This window comes from Gemmata algarum, from assembly GCF_034097035.1.
In the GTDB taxonomy this organism is placed as follows: domain Bacteria; phylum Planctomycetota; class Planctomycetia; order Gemmatales; family Gemmataceae; genus Gemmata; species Gemmata algarum.
In genome coordinates this window covers 1-20,404 of sequence record NZ_JAXBLV010000224.1, presented here as the reverse complement: position 1 = coordinate 20,404, position 20,404 = coordinate 1, and the positions used below count along the sequence as shown (strand labels likewise).

Sequence of the window (20,404 nt, the reverse complement as noted above, 5' to 3'; positions counted from 1 at the left end):
CCGCGTAACTTCGCTCCGAAAAGCGAGTTGCGTCTGTCTCTCACCAGGGGTGTTTCTGTGGCGAGTAACGACTTCGTTCTGGGCCTGAAGTGCCGCGTGTGCGGCAAACTGTACCCGAAGGGCGCGCACTTCTTCTGCGCCGACGATTCCGGGCCGCTCGAAGTCGCCTACGATTACGAAAAGATCAAGCCGCACGTCAGCCGGGCCAAGTTCCAGTCGCGCCCCAAAAACATGTGGCGGTACCGTGAGCTGCTCCCGCTCGACGGCGAACCGACCGTCGGCCCGCAGGTCGGCGGCACCCCGCTGATCCGCGCCGACCGGCTCGCGGACGCGCTGGGCGTCGAGCGGCTGTGGATCAAGAACGACGCGGTCAACTTCCCGACCCTCTCGTTCAAGGACCGCGTCGTCTCCGTCGCGCTCTCGAAGGCCCGCGAACTCGGGATGCGGATGGTCGGGTGCGCCAGCACCGGGAACCTCGCCAACAGCGTCGCGGCGCTGTCCGCGTCCGCCGGGCTCGAAGCGACCATTCTCGTTCCGGCCGACCTGGAGCGGGTCAAGATCCTGGGCACCGCGGTGTACGGCGCCAAGGTCGTGAAGGTGTCCGGCACCTACGACCAGGTGAACCGGCTCTGCACCCAGATCGTGATGGAGTACGGGTGGGGGTTCGTGAACGTGAACCTGCGCCCGTTCTACGCGGAAGGGTCCAAGACGGTCGGGTTCGAGATCGCCGAGGACCTCGGCTGGCGGTTCCCGCAGCACGTCGTCTGCCCGATGGCCGGCGGCGCGCTGATCGGCAAGATCCACAAGGGGTTCACCGAGCTGAGCACGCTCGGACTCGTGGACCAACCGGTCACGACCAAGATGTACGGGGCGCAGGCCGCCGGCTGCAACCCGATCGCGGACTGCGTGAAGAGCAACCGCGAGCGGCACAAGCCGGTGCGGACCCCCAACACGATCTGCAAGAGCCTCGCCATCGGCGACCCGGCCGACGGGTACTTCGCGGCGAAGCTGATCCGCGAGACCGGCGGCTGGGCCGAGGACGTGACCGACGCGGAGATCGTGGAGGGGATGCAGCTCCTCGCGAAGACCGAGGGCGTGTTCGCGGAGACGGCCGGCGGCACCACGCTGGCGGTCGCCAAGAAGCTGATCGAGTCGGGCCGCATCCCGCGGCACGAGGAGATCGTGATCTGCATCACCGGCAACGGGCTCAAGACCCAGGACGCGGTGTTCGACGCCCTCGACGAGCCGGCGGTCATCAAGCCGGCCCTGGCCGACTTCAAGGAACTGGTCGGGCTGGGCGAGCGCGTCGCGGAACCGGCGCTGGTGTAAAACAAAGACAAAGAGGATTCACCGCGGAGGGCACGAGCGGGCGCAGAGAGAAGACAAAGAAGTTGAACTTTTCTCTCACTGCCTTCTCTCTGCGCCCGCTCGTGCCCTCCGCGGTGAATATTTCTGGAGACCTCATGGCGATCAAGGTTCAGATCCCGACCCCGATGCGCGAGCAGACCGGCGGGAAGGCGGAAGTGGACGTGACCGGCGCGACCGTGAAGGCCGCGCTCGCGGACCTCGTGCGCCAGTACCCCGGGGTCGAGCCCAAGCTGTTCGCGGACGGCAAGCTCCGCCCGTACATCAACGTGTTCCTGAACGACGAGGACATCCGCTACCTCGACGAGATGGACACCGCGGTGACCGACGGCGTGATCGTGGCGCTCATTCCCGCCGTCGCCGGAGGTTGACCGTGGCCGGCGAGACGCCAGACGCGAAACCCGAAGAGGCGCCCGACGGGGCCGCGGTGTTCCCGCTGATCCCGGCGGAGCTGGGCGTACACCCGCTCTTGCTCGCCGCGATTCACAGTTACGTCTTCCTCGAAGGGTCCGAGCCGGGGGTGCTGAACCCGGCGGTGGCCGAGGAGGCGATGCACTACCTCGTCTCGTACATGCAGCGGCTCGAGGGGCCGGACCTGCGGCGGGTCCGGGAGGACATGGCCGCGCTGGTCGGGTTCGCGCGGGAAGAGAAGTGGCCCAAACAGCACGTGCGATTCCTGCAAGATTTCCTCAAAGTGAATGAAATAGGCCAGTAGGCCGGCGCCACCTCCACACACCAAAAGGGGAGCGCGAGCCGCTCCCCTTTCTCACTTAACGCACCATGAACGACGCGAACCCCCTCGAACGTTACTCCCGCCAGATGCGGTTCCCGGGCCTCGGCAAGGGCGGGCAGGAGAAGCTGCTCGCCAGCCGCGTCACCCTCTGCGGGTGCGGCGCGCTCGGCACCGTGCTCGCCAACACCCTTGTGCGCGCCGGCGTGGGGTTCGTGCGGGTCATCGACCGCGACTTCGTCGAGCCGTCGAACTTGCAGCGGCAGGTGCTGTTCGACGAGTCCGACGTGACCAGCAACCTGCCGAAGGCCGAGGCCGCCGCGACCAAGCTGCGCGCGATCAATTCGTCGGTCACGGTGGAGCCGATCGTCGCGGACATCAACCGCACCAACATTGAGGGCTTTTGCGAGGGTGCGGACCTGATCCTCGACGGCAGCGACAACTTCGAGATCCGCTACCTCATCAACGACGTGGCGTTCAAGCACGGGAAGCCGTGGGTGTACGGCGGGGCGGTGGGCAGCCAGGGGATGAGCATGACCATCATCCCGGGCGAGACGCCGTGCCTGCGGTGCGTGTTCGAGGCCGCGCCGGCCCCGGGCGAGACCGGGACGTGCGAGACGGCCGGCGTGCTCGGGCCGGCGGTGGCCATCGTCGCCAGCTACCAGGCCGCCGAAGCGATCAAGTTGCTCTCGGGGAATAAGGCCGCGGTGAACCGCGAACTGCTCATCCTCGACGTGTGGGAGAACACCAACAAGCGCGTGAAGGTGGCGCCGCTCGCGGGGCGCAAGGGGCAGTGCCCGTGCTGCGCGAAGCGGAACTTCGAGTGGCTCGACGGCGCGCACGGCACCCAGACCACGTCGCTGTGCGGCCGCAACGCGGTGCAGGTGAGCCACCGCACGAAGGGCAAACTCGACTTCGCGTACCTCGCGGGCGTGCTGAAGCAGTCGGGCGAGGTGAGCTACAACAAGTTCCTGCTGAAGTTCCAGTTGGTCGAGAACGGCGACCCGTACGAGTTCACGGTGTTCGAGGACGGCCGGGCGATCATCAAGGGCACCGACGAGCCGGATAAGGCCCGCACGCTGTACGCCAAGTACGTCGGGCACTGATGCCGAATCCGGTTGAAAGGTGTCGGCGCCGGAGAGCGAGCTCTGACACGCATGACCGATGCGAGCCGGTTCTGCGTGAACCCCGGGCGCACGCCCGGCGCATACCATTGGGCCAGAGGCCCGCGCTCCGGCGTGCGACCGTCGGGACGGGGCGTGTTATTCTTGCGGTAGGAGGTATCCGCATGGGAACGAAGGTCGCGCCGCTACCTGCCGACGCCCCCCCTCGCTCCGTTCACCGGTTCACGATCGAGGAGTACGAGCGGCTGACGGCGATCGGGTTCTTCACCCCCGGCGACCGCTCCGAACTGATCGACGGCTGGCTGGTGGACAAGATGGCCCACAACCCTCAGCATGCCGGTACGGTCGATGTGGCCAACAGCGCCATCGCCGAGGTGCTCCCGGCCGAGTGGACGACGCGCACGCAACTGCCGGTGCGGCTCCCCGGCGATAATGCGCCCGAGCCAGATGTTGCCGTTGTCCGGGCACCGAAACAACAGTACACGAAGCGGCACCCGACGGAAAAGGATGTGGCGATCGTCGTTGAGGTGTCTGATACTTCGCTCGACGAAGACCGGCGGTTGAAAATTCCGCAGTACGCGAAGGCCAAGTTGCCCGTGTACTGGATCGTAAATCTCGTGGACCGGTGCGTGGAAGTGTACACGCAACCGAAGGGCGGCAAGAACCCGACGTACAAGACACGCGCCGACTACGGCCCGGGCGACGTGATACCCGTAGTCGTTGACGGCGAGCAGGTCGGTACCGTCTCTGTGGACCAATTGTTGCCGTAAGTTTCCGCCGCCATCAGTCCAACAACCTGGGGCGGCCGGTGCGCGACTCACGAACCACCATGATCTACCTCGATAACGCCGCGACCAGCTTCCCGAAGCCCGAGAGCGTGTACGTCGCGATGGACCGCTTCGCGCGGCACTCGCTCGCCAACCCGGGGCGCTCGGGGCACCGGATGGCGCTGGAGTCCGAGCACGCCCTCTCCGACGCGCGGCACCGGCTCAACCGCTTCTTCAACGGCCGCAGCCCGGAGCGCTGGGCGTTCACGCTCAACTGCACCGACGCGCTCAACATGGCGTTCAAGGGGGTGCTGAACGACGGCGACCACGTCATCACCACCGACCTCGAACACAACAGCGTGTCGCGCCCGCTGGTGGCGCTCGCGGAAGCCGGGCGCATCACCCTGACGCGCGTTCCGGCCGACGGCGGCGGCACGATCGATCCCGAGGCGGTGCGCGCCGCGATCGGGCCGAAGACCCGGCTCGTCGCAATGACCCATGCCAGCAACGTACTCGGCACCGTGCAGCCGATCGCCGACGTGGGGCGCATCTGCCGCGAGCGCGACGTGCTGTTCCTGGTCGACGCCGCACAGACCGCGGGCGCGATCGCGGTCGATGTCCAGGCCGCGCACATTGATCTGCTCGCGTTCCCGGGGCACAAGTCGCTGCTCGGCCCCACGGGGACCGGCGCGCTGTACGTCGGGCCGCGCGTGACGCTCCGGCCGTGGCGCGAGGGCGGCACCGGGGGCGACTCGCTCACCCCCACGCAACCGACCGACTTCCCGCACTACCTTGAAGGCGGTACGCCCAACGTGCTCGGCGTCGTGGGGCTGGTCGCCGGTCTGGACTTCGTCGAAGCGCGCGGCGTCGAGAGCATCCGCCGGCATGAAACGGAGCTGTGCGAGCGCTTGCGGGGCGCTCTCGCGGAACTGCCCGGGTTCGAGGTGTTCGGCCACGCGAACGAGGCCCAACGCGTCGGCGCGCTGAGCTTTCGGTGTGAGCTCCTCCCGGCGCCGGAATTCGCGGGGGTGCTCGACCAGTCGTTTAACATCGCGGTGCGCCCCGGCTTGCACTGCTCGCCATACGTCCACAAAGCGCTCGGCACCGCTCCCGACGGCTTGGTGCGGGTCAGCCCGGGGCCGTTCAGCACGGCCGCCGATATCGACGTGCTGGCCGACGCGCTGAAGCAGATCACGAGCGTATGAGTTCCGTTGACCGTTTCGTGTTTGCAATTCGGTTGCGGCGAGAATGCCCGAATCGAGCCGCAACGTTCTTGTTCTTCACACGCCCGACCGGGTAATTTCATGGATGGCACATCACGTCGTCATGGAGACTCGCAATGACGTTCGGGATGGTAGTTCGGCTGCCGGTGAACGGGGCGTTTGGAACGGACGAGGATTTCGACCTGCGGACCCGGCTCGAACACGACCTCGACGCGGCCCTGCTGGCGGGCGCCGCGGGAGAGTGCGGACGCGGGGCGACCGACGCGGGGTTCATCAACATCGCGTTGGAATCCATCACCACGCCCGACACGGCGCTGATCGTCGTGAAAGACGTTCTCGCGCGGCACGGGCTCTTGCCCCGTGTCACGATTGTGCTCGAATCGCCGGATGAAGACGACCCCGACGACACCCTGCGCCGGGTTCTATGGCCGCTCCAACCGTCCCCGGCGGACGCCGCCTGACGGTTCCCTTCTATTCGGCGCTCTTGCGCCCAGCCGGCGGAACGGACATACTGAACGGAACTCGCCCCTCGCGTTCCGCCCGGTGTTGTCATGCGTCAGTTCGCCTCCGTGATGATTCTGGTGGCCCTGTTCCTGTTGCTGGTCGGTAGCAAGTTCAAGGCGTCCGATGGGGACAAGCTCGCGGCGGTTTCGCGGCTGACGGTGGCAAAGCTCCGTAATGCACTGCCGCCGAGTGTGAATGTCTCCGCACCGGTAGACGCTCTTCGTAAAGAGTTGCCCACCCGCGCCGACGAGGCCGTTCGTGCCCGGCTCGCGGCCGACAAGCGGTTCGTGGGCGTCGAGTTCACGGTCACCGCCGAGGGCAACGTGGTGACGCTCCGCGGCGTGGTGCCGAACGCCGGCGTAAAGCGCCTTGCGGTGGGCGTGGCACGGAACACCGTTGGCGTTGATGAGGTGGTAGACGAACTCGCCGCGCCCGTCGATTGACTATTTTTGCTGGGCGTCGGATTGAGTCAGAGGGCGGGGCTCCCGGCGTTGTGGACATTCCGTTTGCTGCTGCGGTGATGACAGCTTGGCGGGGTGCCGTGTTGCGGTTCCATATGCCAACGTGCGGACGGGACGTCCGCGGTCCCAGGGCCGCGGCCCGATTACGTTTTGCATCTCTCATTCACTGCCGGGTGGTGGTGTCTGTTTCTTGTGGCCCAGACATTCCTGTCTGGGCGGCGCGAGAAGGCCGCACAGACAGGAATGTCTGGGCCACAAAAGCAAAGCCGACACCAGTAACCGGATCGTGTATCCACTCGAAACGGCGGGATTCGTTGCGAGGCTGTGAAACGCGTTCGGCCCGGTTAGCTCACGTGAGCTAACCGGGCCGAACGCGTTCAACGATCTATCGATCGCTTAGTACATGTCGTCGTAGGCGCCCGGGGCCGGGTCCTTCTTGCTCTTCTTCTCTTGCTCTTCCGCGATGATCGCGTCGGAGGTGAGGAGCAGGGTCGCGACGCTGGCAGCGTTCTGGAGGGCGCTGCGGACCACCTTCGTCGGGTCGATGATGCCGGTGGCCACCATGTCGACGTAGCGGTCGGCGCGGGCGTCGTACCCGTAGTTCTTCTCGTCCTTGGCGAGCACTTCCTTCGCCACCACGTTGCCGTCGACGCCGGCGTTCTCGGCGATCTGCTTCACCGGGGCGCGGCACGCATCGATGATGATCTTGTAGCCGGCCTTCTCGTCGTCCGTCAGGCCTTCCGGGGCCTTCAGGCCGGTGCTGGAGCGGAGCAGGGCGGTGCCGCCGCCGGGCAGGATGCCTTCCTGGTGCGCGGCCTTGGTCGCGTGCATCGCGTCCTCGACCCGCATCTTCTTTTCCTTGACCTCGCTCTCGGTGGCGCCGCCGACGTTGATCTTCGCCACCCCGCCGGACAGCTTCGCGATCCGCTCGCTCAGCTTCTCCTTGTCGTAGTCGCTGGTGCTCTTGTCCAGCTCCTTCTGGATGGTGGCGATCCGCTCCTTGATGGCGGCCGCGGTGCCGGCGCCTTCGATCACGGTGGTGTTGTCCTTGTCCACCTTGATCTTCTTCGCGGTGCCCAGGTCCTCCATCGTGACCGTTTCGAGCTTCATGCCCAGGTCTTCGAAGATCGCCTTACCGCCGGTCAGCACGGCGATGTCCTGGAGCATGGCCTTGCGGCGGTCGCCGTAGCCCGGCGCCTTGACCGCGCAGACCTTGATCTGGTAGTTCGACTTGATGACGTTCACGACCAGCAGCGCGAGCGCCTCGCCGTCCACCTCTTCGGCGATGATCAGGAGCGGCTTGCCCTGGCCGACGACCTTCTCCAGGATCGGGAGCATGTCGCGGGCGGCGCTGATCTTCTTCTCGTACACGAGGACGTAGGCGTCCTCGAGCTCGCACTCCATCGTTTCCGGGTTGTTGATGAAGTACGGCGACAGGTAGCCGCGGTCGAACTGCATCCCCTCGACGAACTCGTAGTTCGTCTCGATGGTCTTGGCCTCTTCGACGGTGATGACCCCGTCCTTGCCGACCTTGTCCATCGCCTCGGCGAGCTTCTTGCCGATCTCGGCGTCGCCGTTGGCGGCGACGGTCGCGACGTTCTCCAGGCCCTTCTTCCCGCCGACCGGGATGCTCATCTCCTTGAGCTTGGCGACGATGTCCTCGACGGCCTTTTCCATCCCACGCTTCATGAGCATCGGGTTGGTGCCGGCGACGACCGCCTTGAGCCCCTCCTTGAAGATCGCTTCGGCGAGCACGGTCGCGGTGGTGGTGCCGTCGCCCGCCACGTCGCTGGTCTTGGAGGCGACCTCCTTGACCATCGAGGCGCCCATGTTCTCGTAGTGGTCGGGGAGCTGGATCTCCTTCGCCACGGTCACCCCGTCCTTGGTGACGGTCGGGCTGCCGAAGGACTTCTGGATGATGACGTTGCGGCCCTTCGGCCCGAGCGTCACCTTCACGGCCCGGGCCAGCTTGGTGATGCCCCGCTTCATGGCGTCGCGGGCTTCCTGGTCGAACGCGATCTGCTTCGCTGCCATCGTCAAACCTCTCGGTTGGGTGTTCGGTGCTTATGCCGGTGCCGCGGTCACGCGATCACGCACATCACGTCGCCTTCGTGCATGAGCAGAATTTCGCCGTCGTTCTTGGGGCCTTTGAACTCGTCCCCGGCCCACGAGGTGAACAGCACCTTGTCGCCGACCTTGAGCTGCATCGGGACGCGGGTGCCGTCCGGCTTGAGCTTGCCCGGGCCGACCGCGACAACCGCGCCGCGCTGGGGCTTGTTCTTGGCGCTGTCGGGCAGGAGGATGCCGCCGGCCGTCTTCTCTTCGGCGGCTTCGCGGCGAACGACGATGCGGTCGCCGATCGGTTGCAGGCCCATTCCGATTCCTCACACTGAAACTTACGGGGTGACCGAATGATGGCGCCCAATATGCAACAAGCGTGCCTGTGAGATTGACTCGTCTGAAGTTGCGATTGGGACGTGACTTATGGAAGACGATGTGTGAGGCGGAGTGGCTCATCCTGCCAGGATTGCGGCTCAATCGCCGGGCAGGGCTGACGGTTTGTCAGTGGTTCGACGCACCCTCTTCGCACGTCGAAGGAGGTTCCGCGCGTGCCACGCCCAATCAACTTCAATCCAATCGTCGCCGATCGGCAACACGCGGTGGCGTCTCCAGCCTGCGAGTTCGAACTCGCCCATCATGCTGTCACCGCGGGCGCTATTACTGGTGTGAACGATCACCGGGCACGTTGGCGAGAGTCCCGCGAGGTGCTTGGCGACATCGAGACCGTCGCCGGGGTCGGTTGCGTCTTCCGGTTCAAGATCGTGGTCGAGCGAAATGAACGCGGCCTCTGCGAGCCGTTCGCCCATTTCGGCGATCATGCGGTGTGCGTTCGGCCAGCACACGAGTTCACAACCGAGCCGGGCTGCGACCGCGCGGAAGCGGACCAGCCGCTCGGCTTCGTCTTCGAGCATGAGGGCGATGGGCATTGGTCATTTCCCCCCGCGCACGTTTCGCAGCGCCCGTTTGCAGACGGCTGCGGTCGTATCGGCCGCTGATTCCTGCTGCCAGCGGAGGCACAACTCTTTCACCCAGACGGGTTGGCTCTTGGCGGCGTCGTTCAGCCAGTTGCCGACCGAGTCCTGAACGTACTTCGCCGGATCGGCCTTGAGCGGTTCCAGAATCGGCAGCGCCAGTTCCGGGTTCTGCTTGAGCGCGTCGATGTGGGCGCACCACACGCCGCGCGGCCGGGTCGCTTCGCTCGCGAACCGCCGCACGTTGGGCGACGGGTGTTCGGCCCACGGCGTGAGAGCCTTGACTGCGTGCCCGACGTTCTTGGCGAGGTGCGGCCGGATCGCCATCCACGCCCACTCCCGCACCCCAAAGTGCCGGTCGTCGGCGAGCGGGCGGATCAGTTCCAGTTTTGCGTTCAGTTTGAGCTTGGGCGCGCGGCCGACGACGTAACACGCCCACCCGCGAACGGTGTCGGATGGGTGAGCCGTTAGCAACGGTAACCCGTCGAGCGTGAGGTGCTGAAGGAGGAGTTCGCCCACCGCGTCCATGCGCCGCGTGATCCCCTGATCGGCCATGCCGCGGACCAGTTCTACCGACTCTGCGGGCATATCCGGGACTGCCGAAACCAGCAGCGCCGCGAAGTCGATCGCGAGCCCTTCGGCGAGCGTCGCGGACGCCGCAGTCCCGGCGTTGAGTTGTGCCAGCAACTCGGACGGAATGTCAGCCCGCCGCGACACGCCCTTTCGCTCTTCACTCACCCTGGGCCTCCAATGGAAGACAAGATTGGCCGCAAAATGGCACAAAAAACCAAAGACGGATACAGAAGGCAGGTTGGCCACAAAAAAGCACAAAGGGCACGAAAGAAAACCAAGGCAGAAGGCAGGTTGGCCGCAAAAAAGCACAAAGGGCACAAAAGAGAACAAAAGGCAAAGATAGAAGAGCGCGTTCAAAAGCACTGCTCTGGTCTTCGTCTTCGCTTTCCTTTTGTGCCCTTTGTGCTTTTTTGCGGCCAATTCTCTTCTGTCTTCGTCTTCGCTTTCCTTTTGTGCCCTTTGTGCTTTTTTGTGACCAAGCTTCTTTGATTTACAGCCGTTCCACGACCATCGCGACGGCATTTCCGCCACCCAAACAGAGCGAAGCGAGCCCGTATCGCTTGTTGTGTCGCTTCAGGGCGTGGATCAACGTGACCAGCACCCGCGCGCCGCTCGCGCCGATGGGGTGCCCCAGCGCCACCGCGCCGCCGTGAACGTTCACCCTCGCTTCGTCCAGGTTGAGGCCCTTACCGCACGCCAACATCTGCGCGGCGAACGCCTCGTTCAGCTCGAACAGCTCGATGTCCGACACCGCGAGTTTGGCCTTTTCGCACGCGCCCCGGACGGCGGTGACCGGGGCGATGAAGATGTCTTTCGGGTGAACCCCGCTCATCGTGTAACTCACGATCCGCGCGAGCGGCTTCGCGCCGGTTTGCTCCACGAACCGCGCCGACGCGACCACGACCGCCGCCGCGCCGTCGGAAAGCTGCGACGCGTTCCCGGCCGTCACGGTGCCGTCCGGCCGGAACGCGGGTTTCAGTTTCCCTAGCCCTTCAGGTGTGGTGTCGGGGCGAATACCCTCGTCTTTCGCGATCGGATCTGCCGGTTTGCGCCCCGCGCTCGGCGGCGCGACTGCGACCACCTCTTCAGCGAAGGCACCGGCCGCCCACGCCGCCGCGGCGCGCTGGTGGCTCTGCGCTGCGAACCGGTCCTGGTCGGCACGCGACACCGCACACGTTGTTGCGGTGTGCTCGGCCGCCTCGCCCATCGCCCAGTTCTCGAACGCGCACCAGAGCCCGTCGCTCACGAGCGCGTCCGTGGTGGTCTGGTTCCCGTACTTGTAACCCTGACGGACCCCTTGGAGCAGGAACGGCGCGCGGCTCATGCTCTCCATTCCGCCGGCGACCACCACGTTCGCGTCGCCGGCGCGGATGCTCTGCGCTGCCAGCATGACCGCCTTCAGTCCCGACCCGCAAACCATGTTCGTGGTGTGAGCCGGGATCGTATCCGGAAGCCCCGCAAAGATCGCCGCCTGCCGCGCCGGTGCTTGACCTATGCCCGCTTGAACGACGTTACCCATGACCACGTCTTCGACCTGCTCGGGCTTCACCCCGGCTCGCTTCACGGCTTCCGCGATGGCGACCGCGCCGAGTTTCGGGGCCGGAAGGTCCGCGAGTCCGCCGAGGAACTTGCCGATCGGCGTGCGGGCCGCAGAGAGGATGAATGCGTCCATTGGAAGGTCCCGCCCGGGAGAGTGGTCGTTTATTCCATCATACGCCGCCCTCGAAGGAGACGCGATGAGCACACGCGAGCCGTTCGCTTCGCCCGAATTTGTGGAAACGGAACTGTGGAGCCACGGGGCCGTGACGTACCCGACCGAACCGTCCGGCGCGCTGACGTTCGGCGACGGCGCGGTGAAACTGCGATACCGGTTCGAGTTCGACCACGGCGGTGATCCGAAACGGGTGGCGGAAGGCCGGTACAACGTCGCTTGCGCCCACCGGGTCGCCGACGCGGCCGGGCGCGTGTGGGAGGCGCGCACGTGCTTTCGCCCGAAGGTGTTCGTTCACCGGCTCACCGATCTGGGCGGTTCCGAACCGCCGATGTGGGCGCACCGTGCCCCCGGGCGCTCGGAAGCCATCGCCGCCCGCCCGCTGCTGCGTGGTGTGAAAGTGACAGCGGACGACCGGTCCTACCGGCGGTTCTGGGTCGATGACGCCCTGCTCGAGATCCAGTTCAAGTACCAGGGGCTGACGATCGACGTGGGGCACCGGGGCGGTGCGCAGGTGGCGGTTCGGGTGAGCGGGTTCTTCGGAAGTTGGGCGCACGTGCCGATGCAAGACGAGGGTACCGTGCCGATCTGGAAGGGCGGGACACTTCAGGCGCCGGTCGTCGGGAAAGAAGATCAGGTGTTCGATCCCGCCGACCCCGACGAACCGGAGCCGGACGCGGTGCCCGGCGGCTGGTTCGACAACTTGTCACCGATCGTCTACTCGCTGTGGGAGCGCGAGTTCTTGTTCCGCAACGACGCGACTTGGGATTGCGAATACCCCATGTATGCCGATCTCCCGCGCCCGATCGTGTTCCGACAGGTGACGGGTGTAACGGGAGCGCCGCAGCCGAACGTCACGTTCCGGTCGGCGTGACCCGCCCTACAGCCAGCCGTGCCCCTCGTCGCGCAGGATGCGCGCCATGCCCTCGATCCACTTCGGGTGGGCGTTCAGACAGGTGCCGTTCTTGAGGTGCTCGCCGCCGGCGTGCTCGAACACCTCGCGGCTCTCGGTCCCGATCTCGTCGATCGTTTCCAGGCAGTCCGCGGTGAACCCCGGCAGTGCGACGTACACCCGCTTGGTGCCCTTCTTCGCGAGGGTCTCGAGCACGTCGTCGGTGTAGGGCTTGAGCCACTCGCTGCGCCCGAACCGCGACTGGTACGTCTGCGTCCAGTAGCTCCGCGGCCAGCCCATCCGCTTCACAATCGCCTGCGTGGTGCGCACCACGTGCGTGGCGTATGGGTCGCCACGCTGCGCGTACTTTTGCGGGATGCCGTGGAAGCTGATGACGATGTGCTCGGGCTCCCACGCCAGTTTGGCGAGGTCGTCGCGGATCGTTGCCTCCATGGCGTCGAGGTAGCCCGGGTGGTTGTAGTACGGCGGCACCACGCGCACCGCCGGCACCCGTCGCACTTTCGTCAGGGCTTTGAACAGGGAATCCGTGGCGCTGGCGAACGACGTGGCCGAGTACTGCGGGAACATCGGCATCGCGATGAGCTTGTCGACGCCGCCGGCGATCATGTCATGGATCGTGTTGCGGAGCGGCGGGTTGCCGACGATCATCCCGAACTTCACCGGGTTGCTCGGAAAGTGCTCCTGGAGCAGTTTCGTTTGCTCGACGGTGTAGTGCAGCAGCGGCGAGCCGGTTTTGGGGTCCCAGATGCGCGCGTACTTCGCGGCTGAGGCGCCGGAGCGGAACGGCAGGATGCGCAAATACAGGAGCGGTAACCAGATCGGCCGCGGCACCTCGATGACGCGCGGGTCCGAAAGGAACTGTCGCAGGTACGGGAACAGCCCCCGGTAAGTTGGCGCGTCCGGGGTGCCGAGTTGGATGAGCAGAAGACCGGTCATCGGGGTGCGTCCTTAGTCATTAGTCCGTAGTCAGTTGTCCGCATTCTTCGCGGTTCGCCAACCGGTTCGTACCGGATTCCGGCAAGGCGACGCGAAGGTGCTGACGATGGACCCGCACCAACGACCAGGGACCGCGGTTACTTCTTCTTGCAGTCCGGGCCTTCTTTGGCCGGGGCCTTCTCGGTGATGTGCGCGTCGCCCCCGGCGGACTTGAGGGCGCTCGCCCGCTCGGCGTTGAGCTGAATGAAGCTCGACCACTGGGACGGAACGTTCGGCTCCGAGTAGATCGCCTCGACCGGGCACTCGGGCACGCACGCCTCGCAGTCGATGCAGTCTTCGGGGTCGATGTAAAGCATCGTCTCGTCCTGGTAGAAGCACTCTACCGGGCAGACGACGCAGCAGTCGGTGTACTTGCAGTCGTTGCAATTCGCGGTAACGACGTGTGGCATCTCGGGCTCGACCTCCGTCTTCGTGTGGGCGCGCTGGTTGGGGAGAGTAATACCGTCCCCCGCCGTAACGTCAAGTTAACCGGTAACATCGGCGCGCCGCCACTGCCCCCTCGCGTTTTTCGCTACCTGAGACGCCGTCTCGCCCGTCACAGTACTATTTGGCGTTTTTGGCCTTCCACAGTTCGGCTTCGAGCCTCAGCCGGTATCGCAAAACCATCGTCAGTTCCCTGGGACGCAACGCTCCGGCTTCAACCCGTAGCCGCGCATTCCGCTCAAAGTCTTTCGAGGCAATTAGCAACTCTTCAAGCCAGGGCACAAATTCCTTTGGCTGTCCCGCCCACAGTTCCATCACGACAGCATGGATGTCGACGAGCAGTTCGCAATCGCGGGTCGTGTCTGAAGGGTTCGGTCCCCCTTGCCGGACCGCGTCCTGCCACAGTTGGTACTCGCGAACTCCCTGATGGAGCCGGGCCTTCAGGAGCTTTTGGAGTGTGCCGTCGGTGGCCTCGGCCTTCACGACGATTCGTCCGGTCAGTCGCGGGCAACGTTTTTCGAACGCCGCGTTGTACTTCTCGTGGAAGTTCGGATCGTCCAGTGGCCGTTCGGGCACGACGAGGTCGGGGAACGCGCTGGGCGGCGCATCGCCGATCCATTTCGCTTCCGGTGGTTTATCTTTGGCGGGTGCCGGGGGAGCCGCAGTCGGCGATGGTACCGGTTTGGCGCCGGGTTGCGTCAGCGCGATTGCGGCGCCCGTTCCGACCAGTCCTGCGCACACGACGGCGACCGTTGTCCAGGTCCAGGTGCTCGTTTTCAGCATCGCCAGCGCTCCTTCGGTAAGAGAAACGATTACAGGCGGGATCGCGCCCGTGGTCAGCGACAGGGCCCGCGGGATCAGGTGCGGCGGGGCGGCCAGCGCCGGCAGCAGCGCGGCCGACGGCGCCAGCCCGCGCCGCTCGAACCGGGCGCGGAGTTTGGCCCGCGCCCGGCTCAGACGGCCCGACACGGTGCCCACCGGCCACCCCAGCGCCTGCGCGGCGTCCGCGTGCGACAGCCCCTCCAGGTCGCACAGCACGAGCGGCAGCCGCTCCCGCTCGGGCAGCCGCTCCAGCTCCTCGTGGACGGCCGCCGCCAGACCGGCGTCCGACGGCCCGGCCGCCGTCGGGAGGGTGTCGAGGTACTGCGGCTCGGCGGTCGGTACCCGCGACGACCGCTCGCGGAGTTTAAGCGCCGCGTTCACGGCGACCCGGTGCAGCCACCCGCCCGCGGACGGGGCGCGGATCGACTTGGCGTTGCGGATCAGCGCCAGGAACGTGGCCTGGAACGCGTCTTCGGCGTCCGCTTCCCCAGGCAGCACCCGCCGGCACGCGGCCCATACCGCCCCCGCGTGCCGGCGGACCACCAGTTCCAGCGCCGCCGTGTCACCGGTGGCGGCGAACCGGCGCAGCAGGTCGGTGTCCGTGACGGGGTCGGCCGCGGGCGGTGCGGACGTGAGTAGTCGGAACAGGAGTCGGCGCGACATGACGCGTGTCGGTCCTCGGGTACTGGCCGGGCGGTTGTGGTGGGCGGACGGCCATCGCTGATACTGAGCTCCGAGCAGGATCCGCTCATACAGGAAAGTGAAAAATTGTTGCGCGGGGGCGCTACCGTGCGTTTGTGACCTTCCGCAGTTCGGCTTCGCGCTTCAGCCGGCACCGACGTTCCCGCCGAGACGTTCGGGCGCTTCCACCCTCGTCTGCTGGCGGTATCGTCGGTGCCGGCTGAAGCGCGAAGCAAAATTGTGCGCGCGAGTTACTTGCACGAGGGCCTGCTCTGAAACGGAAGCTGGCCGCGCGTGTGGTGCCGGTCGGTGCTACGCTCGGACTGGGCTCAGAACTATTCAAGCCGGCCTCACGCGCCGCCAAGGCCCGCTCGCATTTTTCGTTACCTGCGACGCCTCGACCGTCACGATCGCACCGGCCGCGCTCCGCAGGGCGCGCCACCTCCCCGGGGCCGTGTAAAATGGCAGGTATGGAGAAGAACCTCGATCGCGAAGAGATGCTGGCCCTGATCGGCGGCGCGGTAAAGGGCGACGGGTTTCGGCGCGCCACGTTCGCGGGCGCCACCCGCGGTTACTCGTGCGAGTGGGTCCGCGTCGTCATCCGCCCCGTGGAACTGCGGGGGGACCGGCACTTCCAGTTCGCGTACCAGGGCGCCAAAAAGGCCGTCACCAAGAACTTCTCGCCCGACGAACTCGACGCCCCGCTCGATGAGCTCGTCGGCTACGGGTTCGCCGGCGTTCACATCACCACCAACGCCGAAGAGCTGGACGTCCGCACGAGCCGCAAGGGCCGGGTCCATGTCGGGCGGCACAAGCCGAAATCCCCAACCGAACTGTCGGAGCCCGAAGCACACAACCGCGTGAAGGACGTTCCGCTGCCCGAAGGGCGCGCCGACGCTCTGCTCGAGGTGATGGGCGTTTCCACCCCGGACGGGCGCGTGAAGCCCACCATGCGGGCCAAGTTCACCCAGATCAACGAGTTCCTCAAACAGCTCCAACACGTCTTCGGGGACGCCAAACTGGCCGACCTCGGCCGCGAACTCCGCATCCTCGACTGCGGGTGCGGGTCGAGCTACCTGACGCTCGCCGCGCACCACTACTTGAACGACGTGCTCGGGGTGCCGGCGCGCATCCTCGGCGTGGACGTGAACGAGGAGGTGATCCGCAAGAGCGTGGAACGCGCCGAGCGGCTCGGGGCGAGCAACCTGGAGTTCGAGTGCCGGCGCATCGGCACGGCGGACGTGCCGGCCGACATCGTGATCGCGCTGCACGCCTGCGACACCGCGACCGACGACGCCATCGCGCAAGCGGTCCGCAGCGGCGCTCGGCTCTTCCTGGGGGTGCCGTGCTGCCACCACGATTTGAACAAGGTCATCAGCGCGACCGGTCCCGCGGAGGTGCTCCGGCCGGTGCTGCGACACGGCATCATGGCCCAGCGGGCCGCGGACCTCGTGACCGACGCGTTCCGGGCGCTGGCGCTGCGCATCACGGGCTACCGCACCGACGTGGTGGAGTTCGTGAGCACCGAGCACACGGCCCGCAACCTCATGATCCGGGCCGTGCGCGGCGCGTCCGCCGCGCACGCGGGGGAAGCGGAGCACGTGGCCGAGTACATCGAACTGAAGCGGTTCTGGCGCGTCACGCCGTACATCGAAAAGGTGCTGGGCGAACCGTTCCAGCAACTGGTGAGGGCGAGCACCTTATGAGCACCACCGATTACGTGCTGGGCCAGTCGGAGCGGGCGGCCCGGCGCCTCGAACTGCAGGACCGGCACTTCGCCGCGCCGTCGGAGGCGCTGCTCGACGCGCTCGACGTGTGCCCCGACGACCGCGTGGTCGAGCTGGGGTGCGGGCCGGGGGCGTTCACCCGCCGCATCCTGCACCGGCTCGGGCCGGACGGGGCGGTGGTCGGCGTGGACTCGTCCCCGCACCTGCTCGAGCACGCGACCGCCGCGCTGAATACGGACCGCTTCCGGCCGACGCTGGCGGACGTGGCGAAGCCGGGCGCCTGGCTCGATGGCGCCGGTGTGGTGCTGGGCCGTGCGGTGCTGCACCACGTCCCGATGGCGGAGTTCCTGGTCGGGCGGCTGCGCGCCGTGCTGCCCGCGGGCACGCGGGTCGGGTTCCTGGAGCCCGACTTCCGCCGCCCGCTCGCGCAACTCGCGCGCGACGAACAGCAGCGCCCGGAACTGGCCCCGCTCGTGACGTTCGCGCGTGCGATCAACGAACTGTACGCCGCCCGGCGCATCTCGCCGGCGGTGGGGGCGTCCCTGGCCCCCGCGATGTACGAATCCGGCTACCGCGAGGTGAAGCACGTGTGGCACCCGTTCGCCACGGACGAAAGCGTGCTGGAGAACATGGCCCTGATTTACGACGAGGTGCGCGACACGTTCGCGGCCCTCAACATCATTACCCCCGAAGAGATCGTCGAGCAACAGAAGGCGCTCCGCGCGCTACCGGTCGGCGACCTGCCCGCCGTTTGGGGGCTGCACCAAGTCACGGCGGTGGCGTGACGCCTTCCGCGCAAAACGCAATCGCCCCGACCGCCGGCCCTCGTGCCGCTGCTTGAATAGTCACCGCCGCGGCGTAATTCAGGGCCGGGCGCATAGCACGCCGTTGCCCGCAAGTGCCGTTTTCGCACATTCCTGTTCCGCACGAACTACGCTCTCATCAGAGTCGGTACCCGGGGCTGAGCGGGCGCTCGGAAAGGGGACCACGTCCCACTTCACCGGCGCTACGGAGCCGGCGCCCGCGGCGCTCGACCCGCCCGCGCTGCCAGGGCGTTCGGCCGGCTGGTGGTGGACGCTGATGAACTGAGGGCGGCACGTCCGAGCGGCTCGGACCGGGCCTCGCCGGAACTGCGGAGGCGCGCGGATGAGTACCGACGAGGTGACGGTGCTGGTGGTCGACGACTCGGCGGTGGACCGGCTCCTCGCCCGGCGCCTGCTCGAGACCGGGGGCGGGTGGCGCGTGGTCCAGGCCGCGGACGGGGTCGAGGCGATGGTGGCGCTCACCCAGTTCACCCCGGCGGCCGTGCTCACCGACATGCAGATGCCCCGGATGGACGGGCTGGCGCTGGTGGGGCACATCCGCCGGGAGCACCCGCGCGTTCCTGTGGTGCTGATGACCGGCAGCGGCAGCGAGGAAATTGCCCTGGCCGCCCTCCAACTCGGGGCGGCCAGTTACGTGCCCAAGCGGAACATTCCGCTCGACTTGGTGACCGTGATCGGGCAGGTGCTGACCGCGTCCCAACTGGACGACGGGCGCGTCGGCGCGCTCCGCGCGCTCCGCGAGCGCGTGTCCCGGTACGTACTGGACAACGACCCCGCGCTGATCCCGCCGCTGGTCCAGGTGCTGCGCGAGGAACTGGTGGCGTTCGGGCTGTGCGACGCGACCGGCGCCACCCGGGTCGGGACGGCACTGAAGGAGGCGCTGCTGAACGCCGTGTACCACGGCAACCTGGAGGTGGGCTCGGTGTCGGCCGCGGCCAGCGACGGGTCGTTCGAGCGGCTCGTGGCCGAGCGGCGGGACCAGTCGCCGTACCGGGACCGGCAGGTGGCGCTGACCGCGACCCTGAACCCGACGTCGGCGTCGTACGTGATCACGGACCAGGGGCTCGGGTTCGACGTGTCCTCCCTCCCGGCACCGACCGACACGTCGTACCTGGGACGGGCCACCGGGCGCGGGGTGCTGTTCATGCGCACGTTCGCCGACGAGGTGATGTACAACTCGGCCGGCAACCAGGTGATGCTAGTGAAACGGCGGGAACAGCCGGCGTGAGGGCCTGACGCGCTCCCCGCGGTTCGCCGCGTCCGCTCAGCTCGCGTAATTGTCTTGTTGCGTTTACAGGTTTTTTACCGATAAATTGTCCGGTCGCGGCCGGGTGCGGCGCGGGCTACGTTCTGGTGTGGGCGCCGCGGTTGTCCGGCCGGCGCCCGATCGGATGGGTACGCGTGTTCGGAACGGACGATAAACGCGCGACCCCCACGTCCGACCCGGCGCTGGTCGTTGTCCGGAAATCGCTGCCCGGGGCCGGGCGTCAAAGCAGTTTGATAACCGTGACGGCGATTCGCCCGCCGAAACACACATCGACATCGGCCCCGGCCGTTCGTTGACGGGTGTGATAATCGCCGTCGTAGCGCATCCCGCCATCGTCTTCGTGCCGGTAGCTGAGCGGCAGCGGGTGCGGGTCGAGGGGGCAGAACACCATTTCCGGGTCGGGCTGGTCCGGCCGCAGGTGTGGCAGGTTGACGTTGTAGAACGCACCCGGCACCCGCGGCCGGGCGAGCAGGTCGGCCAAACAGCGGGCCGCCCAACGGGCTGCCCGCGGCCAGTCGAACTCCATTCCCCGCTTGCGGTAGTGCGACAGCGCGACGCCGGTCCACCCGTGCAGGACGGCCTCGCGAACCGCCGCCACGGTGCCGGAGTAGTACACGTCGGCCCCCAGGTTGCCGCCGTGGTTGATGCCGGACAGCACCAACCCGGCGTCGGGGCACAGCCGGTGCAACCCGACCCGGGCGCAGTCGGCCGGGGTGCCGTGGACCGCAAAGCGGCCGTCGCGCGCGTCGACGCGGACCGGCCCCTCGGTGGTAACGGCGTGGCTGACGCCCGATTGTGGTCCGGCCGGGGCGACCACGACCGGTTCGCCCAACCCGCGCGCCGCGGCCAACAGGGCGTGCAGCCCTGCGGCCTCGATACCGTCGTCGTTAGTCAGGAGCAATTTCATGAGCGTCCGTTTCGCGAGGCCGTTGTAACTCAGCGCGTTGCGGTGTTCGACCGCCGGTAGCCGTTCACCGGCGCGCGGAGCATGTGCGCTCGCGTGCCCGTACCACACTCTTCTACCGGTCCGCACCGACCGCCACAATGGTCCCGGGCGCGACACCCTTTTGAACCGCACGCGCTCCACCCGCCGGCCTCGCTGGGTGCGACACCGCGCGACCGTGCGGACGAGCGGGCTGGAAGCCGTTCGGGTCGTGCCCTTCGCCCGCACGCGCAACAACGCCAACGGAAGCGGGGGCGGGGGGGGGGGGGGGGGGCCCCCCCCCCCCACCCCCCCCCCCCCCCCCCCCCCCCGGGGGGG

The 20,404-nt window shown here is 67.0% G+C and carries 22 protein-coding genes; 13 read left to right on the top strand and 9 right to left on the bottom strand.

Features of this window, described 5'->3' with window-relative positions; all coding sequences use genetic code 11:
* Positions 1-57 precede the first annotated feature (57 nt).
* From thrC to R5W23_RS27715, 8 genes are all read left to right on the top strand, one after another.
* A complete protein-coding gene (thrC, locus tag R5W23_RS27750) occupies positions 58-1,329 on the top strand; it encodes a threonine synthase (RefSeq protein WP_320689171.1) in 1,272 nt (423 codons plus the stop codon).
* A 134-nt stretch (positions 1,330-1,463) separates the two neighbouring features.
* Entirely contained in the window at positions 1,464-1,736 is a 273-nt protein-coding gene (locus tag R5W23_RS27745; protein ID WP_010044949.1) for a ubiquitin-like small modifier protein 1, read from the top strand.
* A gap of 2 nt (positions 1,737-1,738) precedes the next feature.
* Positions 1,739-2,080: a hypothetical protein gene (locus R5W23_RS27740; protein ID WP_261189137.1), complete on the top strand. Its 342-nt coding sequence runs from the start codon at positions 1,739-1,741 to the stop codon at positions 2,078-2,080.
* Positions 2,081-2,145: 65 nt separating this feature from the next.
* Positions 2,146-3,201 carry a ThiF family adenylyltransferase gene (locus R5W23_RS27735; protein ID WP_261189136.1) on the top strand — a complete coding sequence of 352 codons (1,056 nt, stop codon included), beginning with the start codon at positions 2,146-2,148 and terminating at the stop codon, positions 3,199-3,201.
* Positions 3,202-3,383: 182 nt separating this feature from the next.
* On the top strand, positions 3,384-3,989 hold the full coding sequence (locus tag R5W23_RS27730) for a Uma2 family endonuclease (protein WP_320689170.1): 606 nt from the start codon (positions 3,384-3,386) through the stop codon (positions 3,987-3,989).
* 59 nt (positions 3,990-4,048) lie between these two features.
* Positions 4,049-5,191, top strand: a complete 1,143-nt coding sequence (locus R5W23_RS27725; protein WP_320689169.1) for an aminotransferase class V-fold PLP-dependent enzyme — start codon at positions 4,049-4,051, stop codon at positions 5,189-5,191.
* A 134-nt stretch (positions 5,192-5,325) separates the two neighbouring features.
* Positions 5,326-5,670, top strand: a complete 345-nt coding sequence (locus R5W23_RS27720; protein WP_261189133.1) for a hypothetical protein — start codon at positions 5,326-5,328, stop codon at positions 5,668-5,670.
* Positions 5,671-5,760: 90 nt separating this feature from the next.
* On the top strand, positions 5,761-6,156 hold the full coding sequence (locus R5W23_RS27715; RefSeq protein WP_320689168.1) for a BON domain-containing protein: 396 nt from the start codon (positions 5,761-5,763) through the stop codon (positions 6,154-6,156).
* 414 nt (positions 6,157-6,570) lie between these two features.
* Here the strand turns inward: R5W23_RS27715 and groL are convergent, their stop codons facing one another.
* The 4 genes from groL to R5W23_RS27695 all read right to left on the bottom strand — a co-directional run bounded on the left by groL (position 6,571) and on the right by R5W23_RS27695 (position 9,944).
* Positions 6,571-8,208 carry a chaperonin GroEL gene (gene groL, locus R5W23_RS27710; protein ID WP_261189130.1) on the bottom strand — a complete coding sequence of 546 codons (1,638 nt, stop codon included), beginning with the start codon at positions 8,206-8,208 and terminating at the stop codon, positions 6,571-6,573.
* A gap of 47 nt (positions 8,209-8,255) precedes the next feature.
* Positions 8,256-8,549: a co-chaperone GroES gene (locus tag R5W23_RS27705; protein ID WP_010051742.1), complete on the bottom strand. Its 294-nt coding sequence runs from the start codon at positions 8,547-8,549 to the stop codon at positions 8,256-8,258.
* 159 nt (positions 8,550-8,708) lie between these two features.
* Entirely contained in the window at positions 8,709-9,161 is a 453-nt protein-coding gene (locus tag R5W23_RS27700) for a cyclic-phosphate processing receiver domain-containing protein (RefSeq protein WP_320689167.1), read from the bottom strand.
* A 3-nt stretch (positions 9,162-9,164) separates the two neighbouring features.
* Positions 9,165-9,944: a DNA alkylation repair protein gene (locus R5W23_RS27695; protein ID WP_320689166.1), complete on the bottom strand. Its 780-nt coding sequence runs from the start codon at positions 9,942-9,944 to the stop codon at positions 9,165-9,167.
* A gap of 12 nt (positions 9,945-9,956) precedes the next feature.
* Here R5W23_RS27695 and R5W23_RS27690 point away from each other — a divergent pair, with 12 nt between their 5' ends.
* Complete coding sequence (locus R5W23_RS27690; RefSeq protein ID WP_320689165.1) at positions 9,957-10,268, top strand: hypothetical protein; 312 nt, start codon at positions 9,957-9,959, stop codon at positions 10,266-10,268.
* A gap of 1 nt (position 10,269) precedes the next feature.
* Here R5W23_RS27690 and R5W23_RS27685 read toward each other — a convergent pair whose 3' ends face one another.
* Positions 10,270-11,451 carry an acetyl-CoA C-acyltransferase gene (locus R5W23_RS27685; protein ID WP_320689164.1) on the bottom strand — a complete coding sequence of 394 codons (1,182 nt, stop codon included), beginning with the start codon at positions 11,449-11,451 and terminating at the stop codon, positions 10,270-10,272.
* 64 nt (positions 11,452-11,515) lie between these two features.
* Between R5W23_RS27685 and R5W23_RS27680 the strand changes: the two genes are divergently transcribed.
* Positions 11,516-12,364: a hypothetical protein gene (locus R5W23_RS27680; protein ID WP_320689163.1), complete on the top strand. Its 849-nt coding sequence runs from the start codon at positions 11,516-11,518 to the stop codon at positions 12,362-12,364.
* Positions 12,365-12,370: 6 nt separating this feature from the next.
* Here R5W23_RS27680 and hemH read toward each other — a convergent pair whose 3' ends face one another.
* The 3 genes from hemH to R5W23_RS27665 all read right to left on the bottom strand — a co-directional run bounded on the left by hemH (position 12,371) and on the right by R5W23_RS27665 (position 15,307).
* A complete protein-coding gene (gene hemH, locus R5W23_RS27675; RefSeq protein WP_320689162.1) occupies positions 12,371-13,339 on the bottom strand; it encodes a ferrochelatase in 969 nt (322 codons plus the stop codon).
* Between the two features lie 137 nt (positions 13,340-13,476).
* Positions 13,477-13,788, bottom strand: a complete 312-nt coding sequence (locus R5W23_RS27670) for a 4Fe-4S dicluster domain-containing protein (RefSeq protein WP_261189124.1) — start codon at positions 13,786-13,788, stop codon at positions 13,477-13,479.
* 154 nt (positions 13,789-13,942) lie between these two features.
* Entirely contained in the window at positions 13,943-15,307 is a 1,365-nt protein-coding gene (locus R5W23_RS27665) for an RNA polymerase sigma factor (protein ID WP_320689161.1), read from the bottom strand.
* A gap of 479 nt (positions 15,308-15,786) precedes the next feature.
* On the opposite strand from R5W23_RS27665, the gene R5W23_RS27660 reads away from it, so the two are divergent.
* The 3 genes from R5W23_RS27660 (at position 15,787) to R5W23_RS27650 (ending at position 19,104) form a co-directional block, all read left to right on the top strand.
* Positions 15,787-17,031, top strand: a complete 1,245-nt coding sequence (locus tag R5W23_RS27660) for a class I SAM-dependent methyltransferase (protein ID WP_320689160.1) — start codon at positions 15,787-15,789, stop codon at positions 17,029-17,031.
* Complete coding sequence (locus R5W23_RS27655) at positions 17,028-17,837, top strand: class I SAM-dependent methyltransferase (RefSeq protein ID WP_320689158.1); 810 nt, start codon at positions 17,028-17,030, stop codon at positions 17,835-17,837. Before R5W23_RS27660 ends, R5W23_RS27655 begins: the two co-directional genes overlap by 4 nt.
* A gap of 361 nt (positions 17,838-18,198) precedes the next feature.
* Positions 18,199-19,104: a response regulator gene (locus R5W23_RS27650; protein WP_320689157.1), complete on the top strand. Its 906-nt coding sequence runs from the start codon at positions 18,199-18,201 to the stop codon at positions 19,102-19,104.
* 259 nt (positions 19,105-19,363) lie between these two features.
* Here R5W23_RS27650 and surE read toward each other — a convergent pair whose 3' ends face one another.
* Complete coding sequence (surE, locus tag R5W23_RS27645) at positions 19,364-20,050, bottom strand: 5'/3'-nucleotidase SurE (protein ID WP_320689156.1); 687 nt, start codon at positions 20,048-20,050, stop codon at positions 19,364-19,366.
* Positions 20,051-20,404 lie beyond the last annotated feature (354 nt).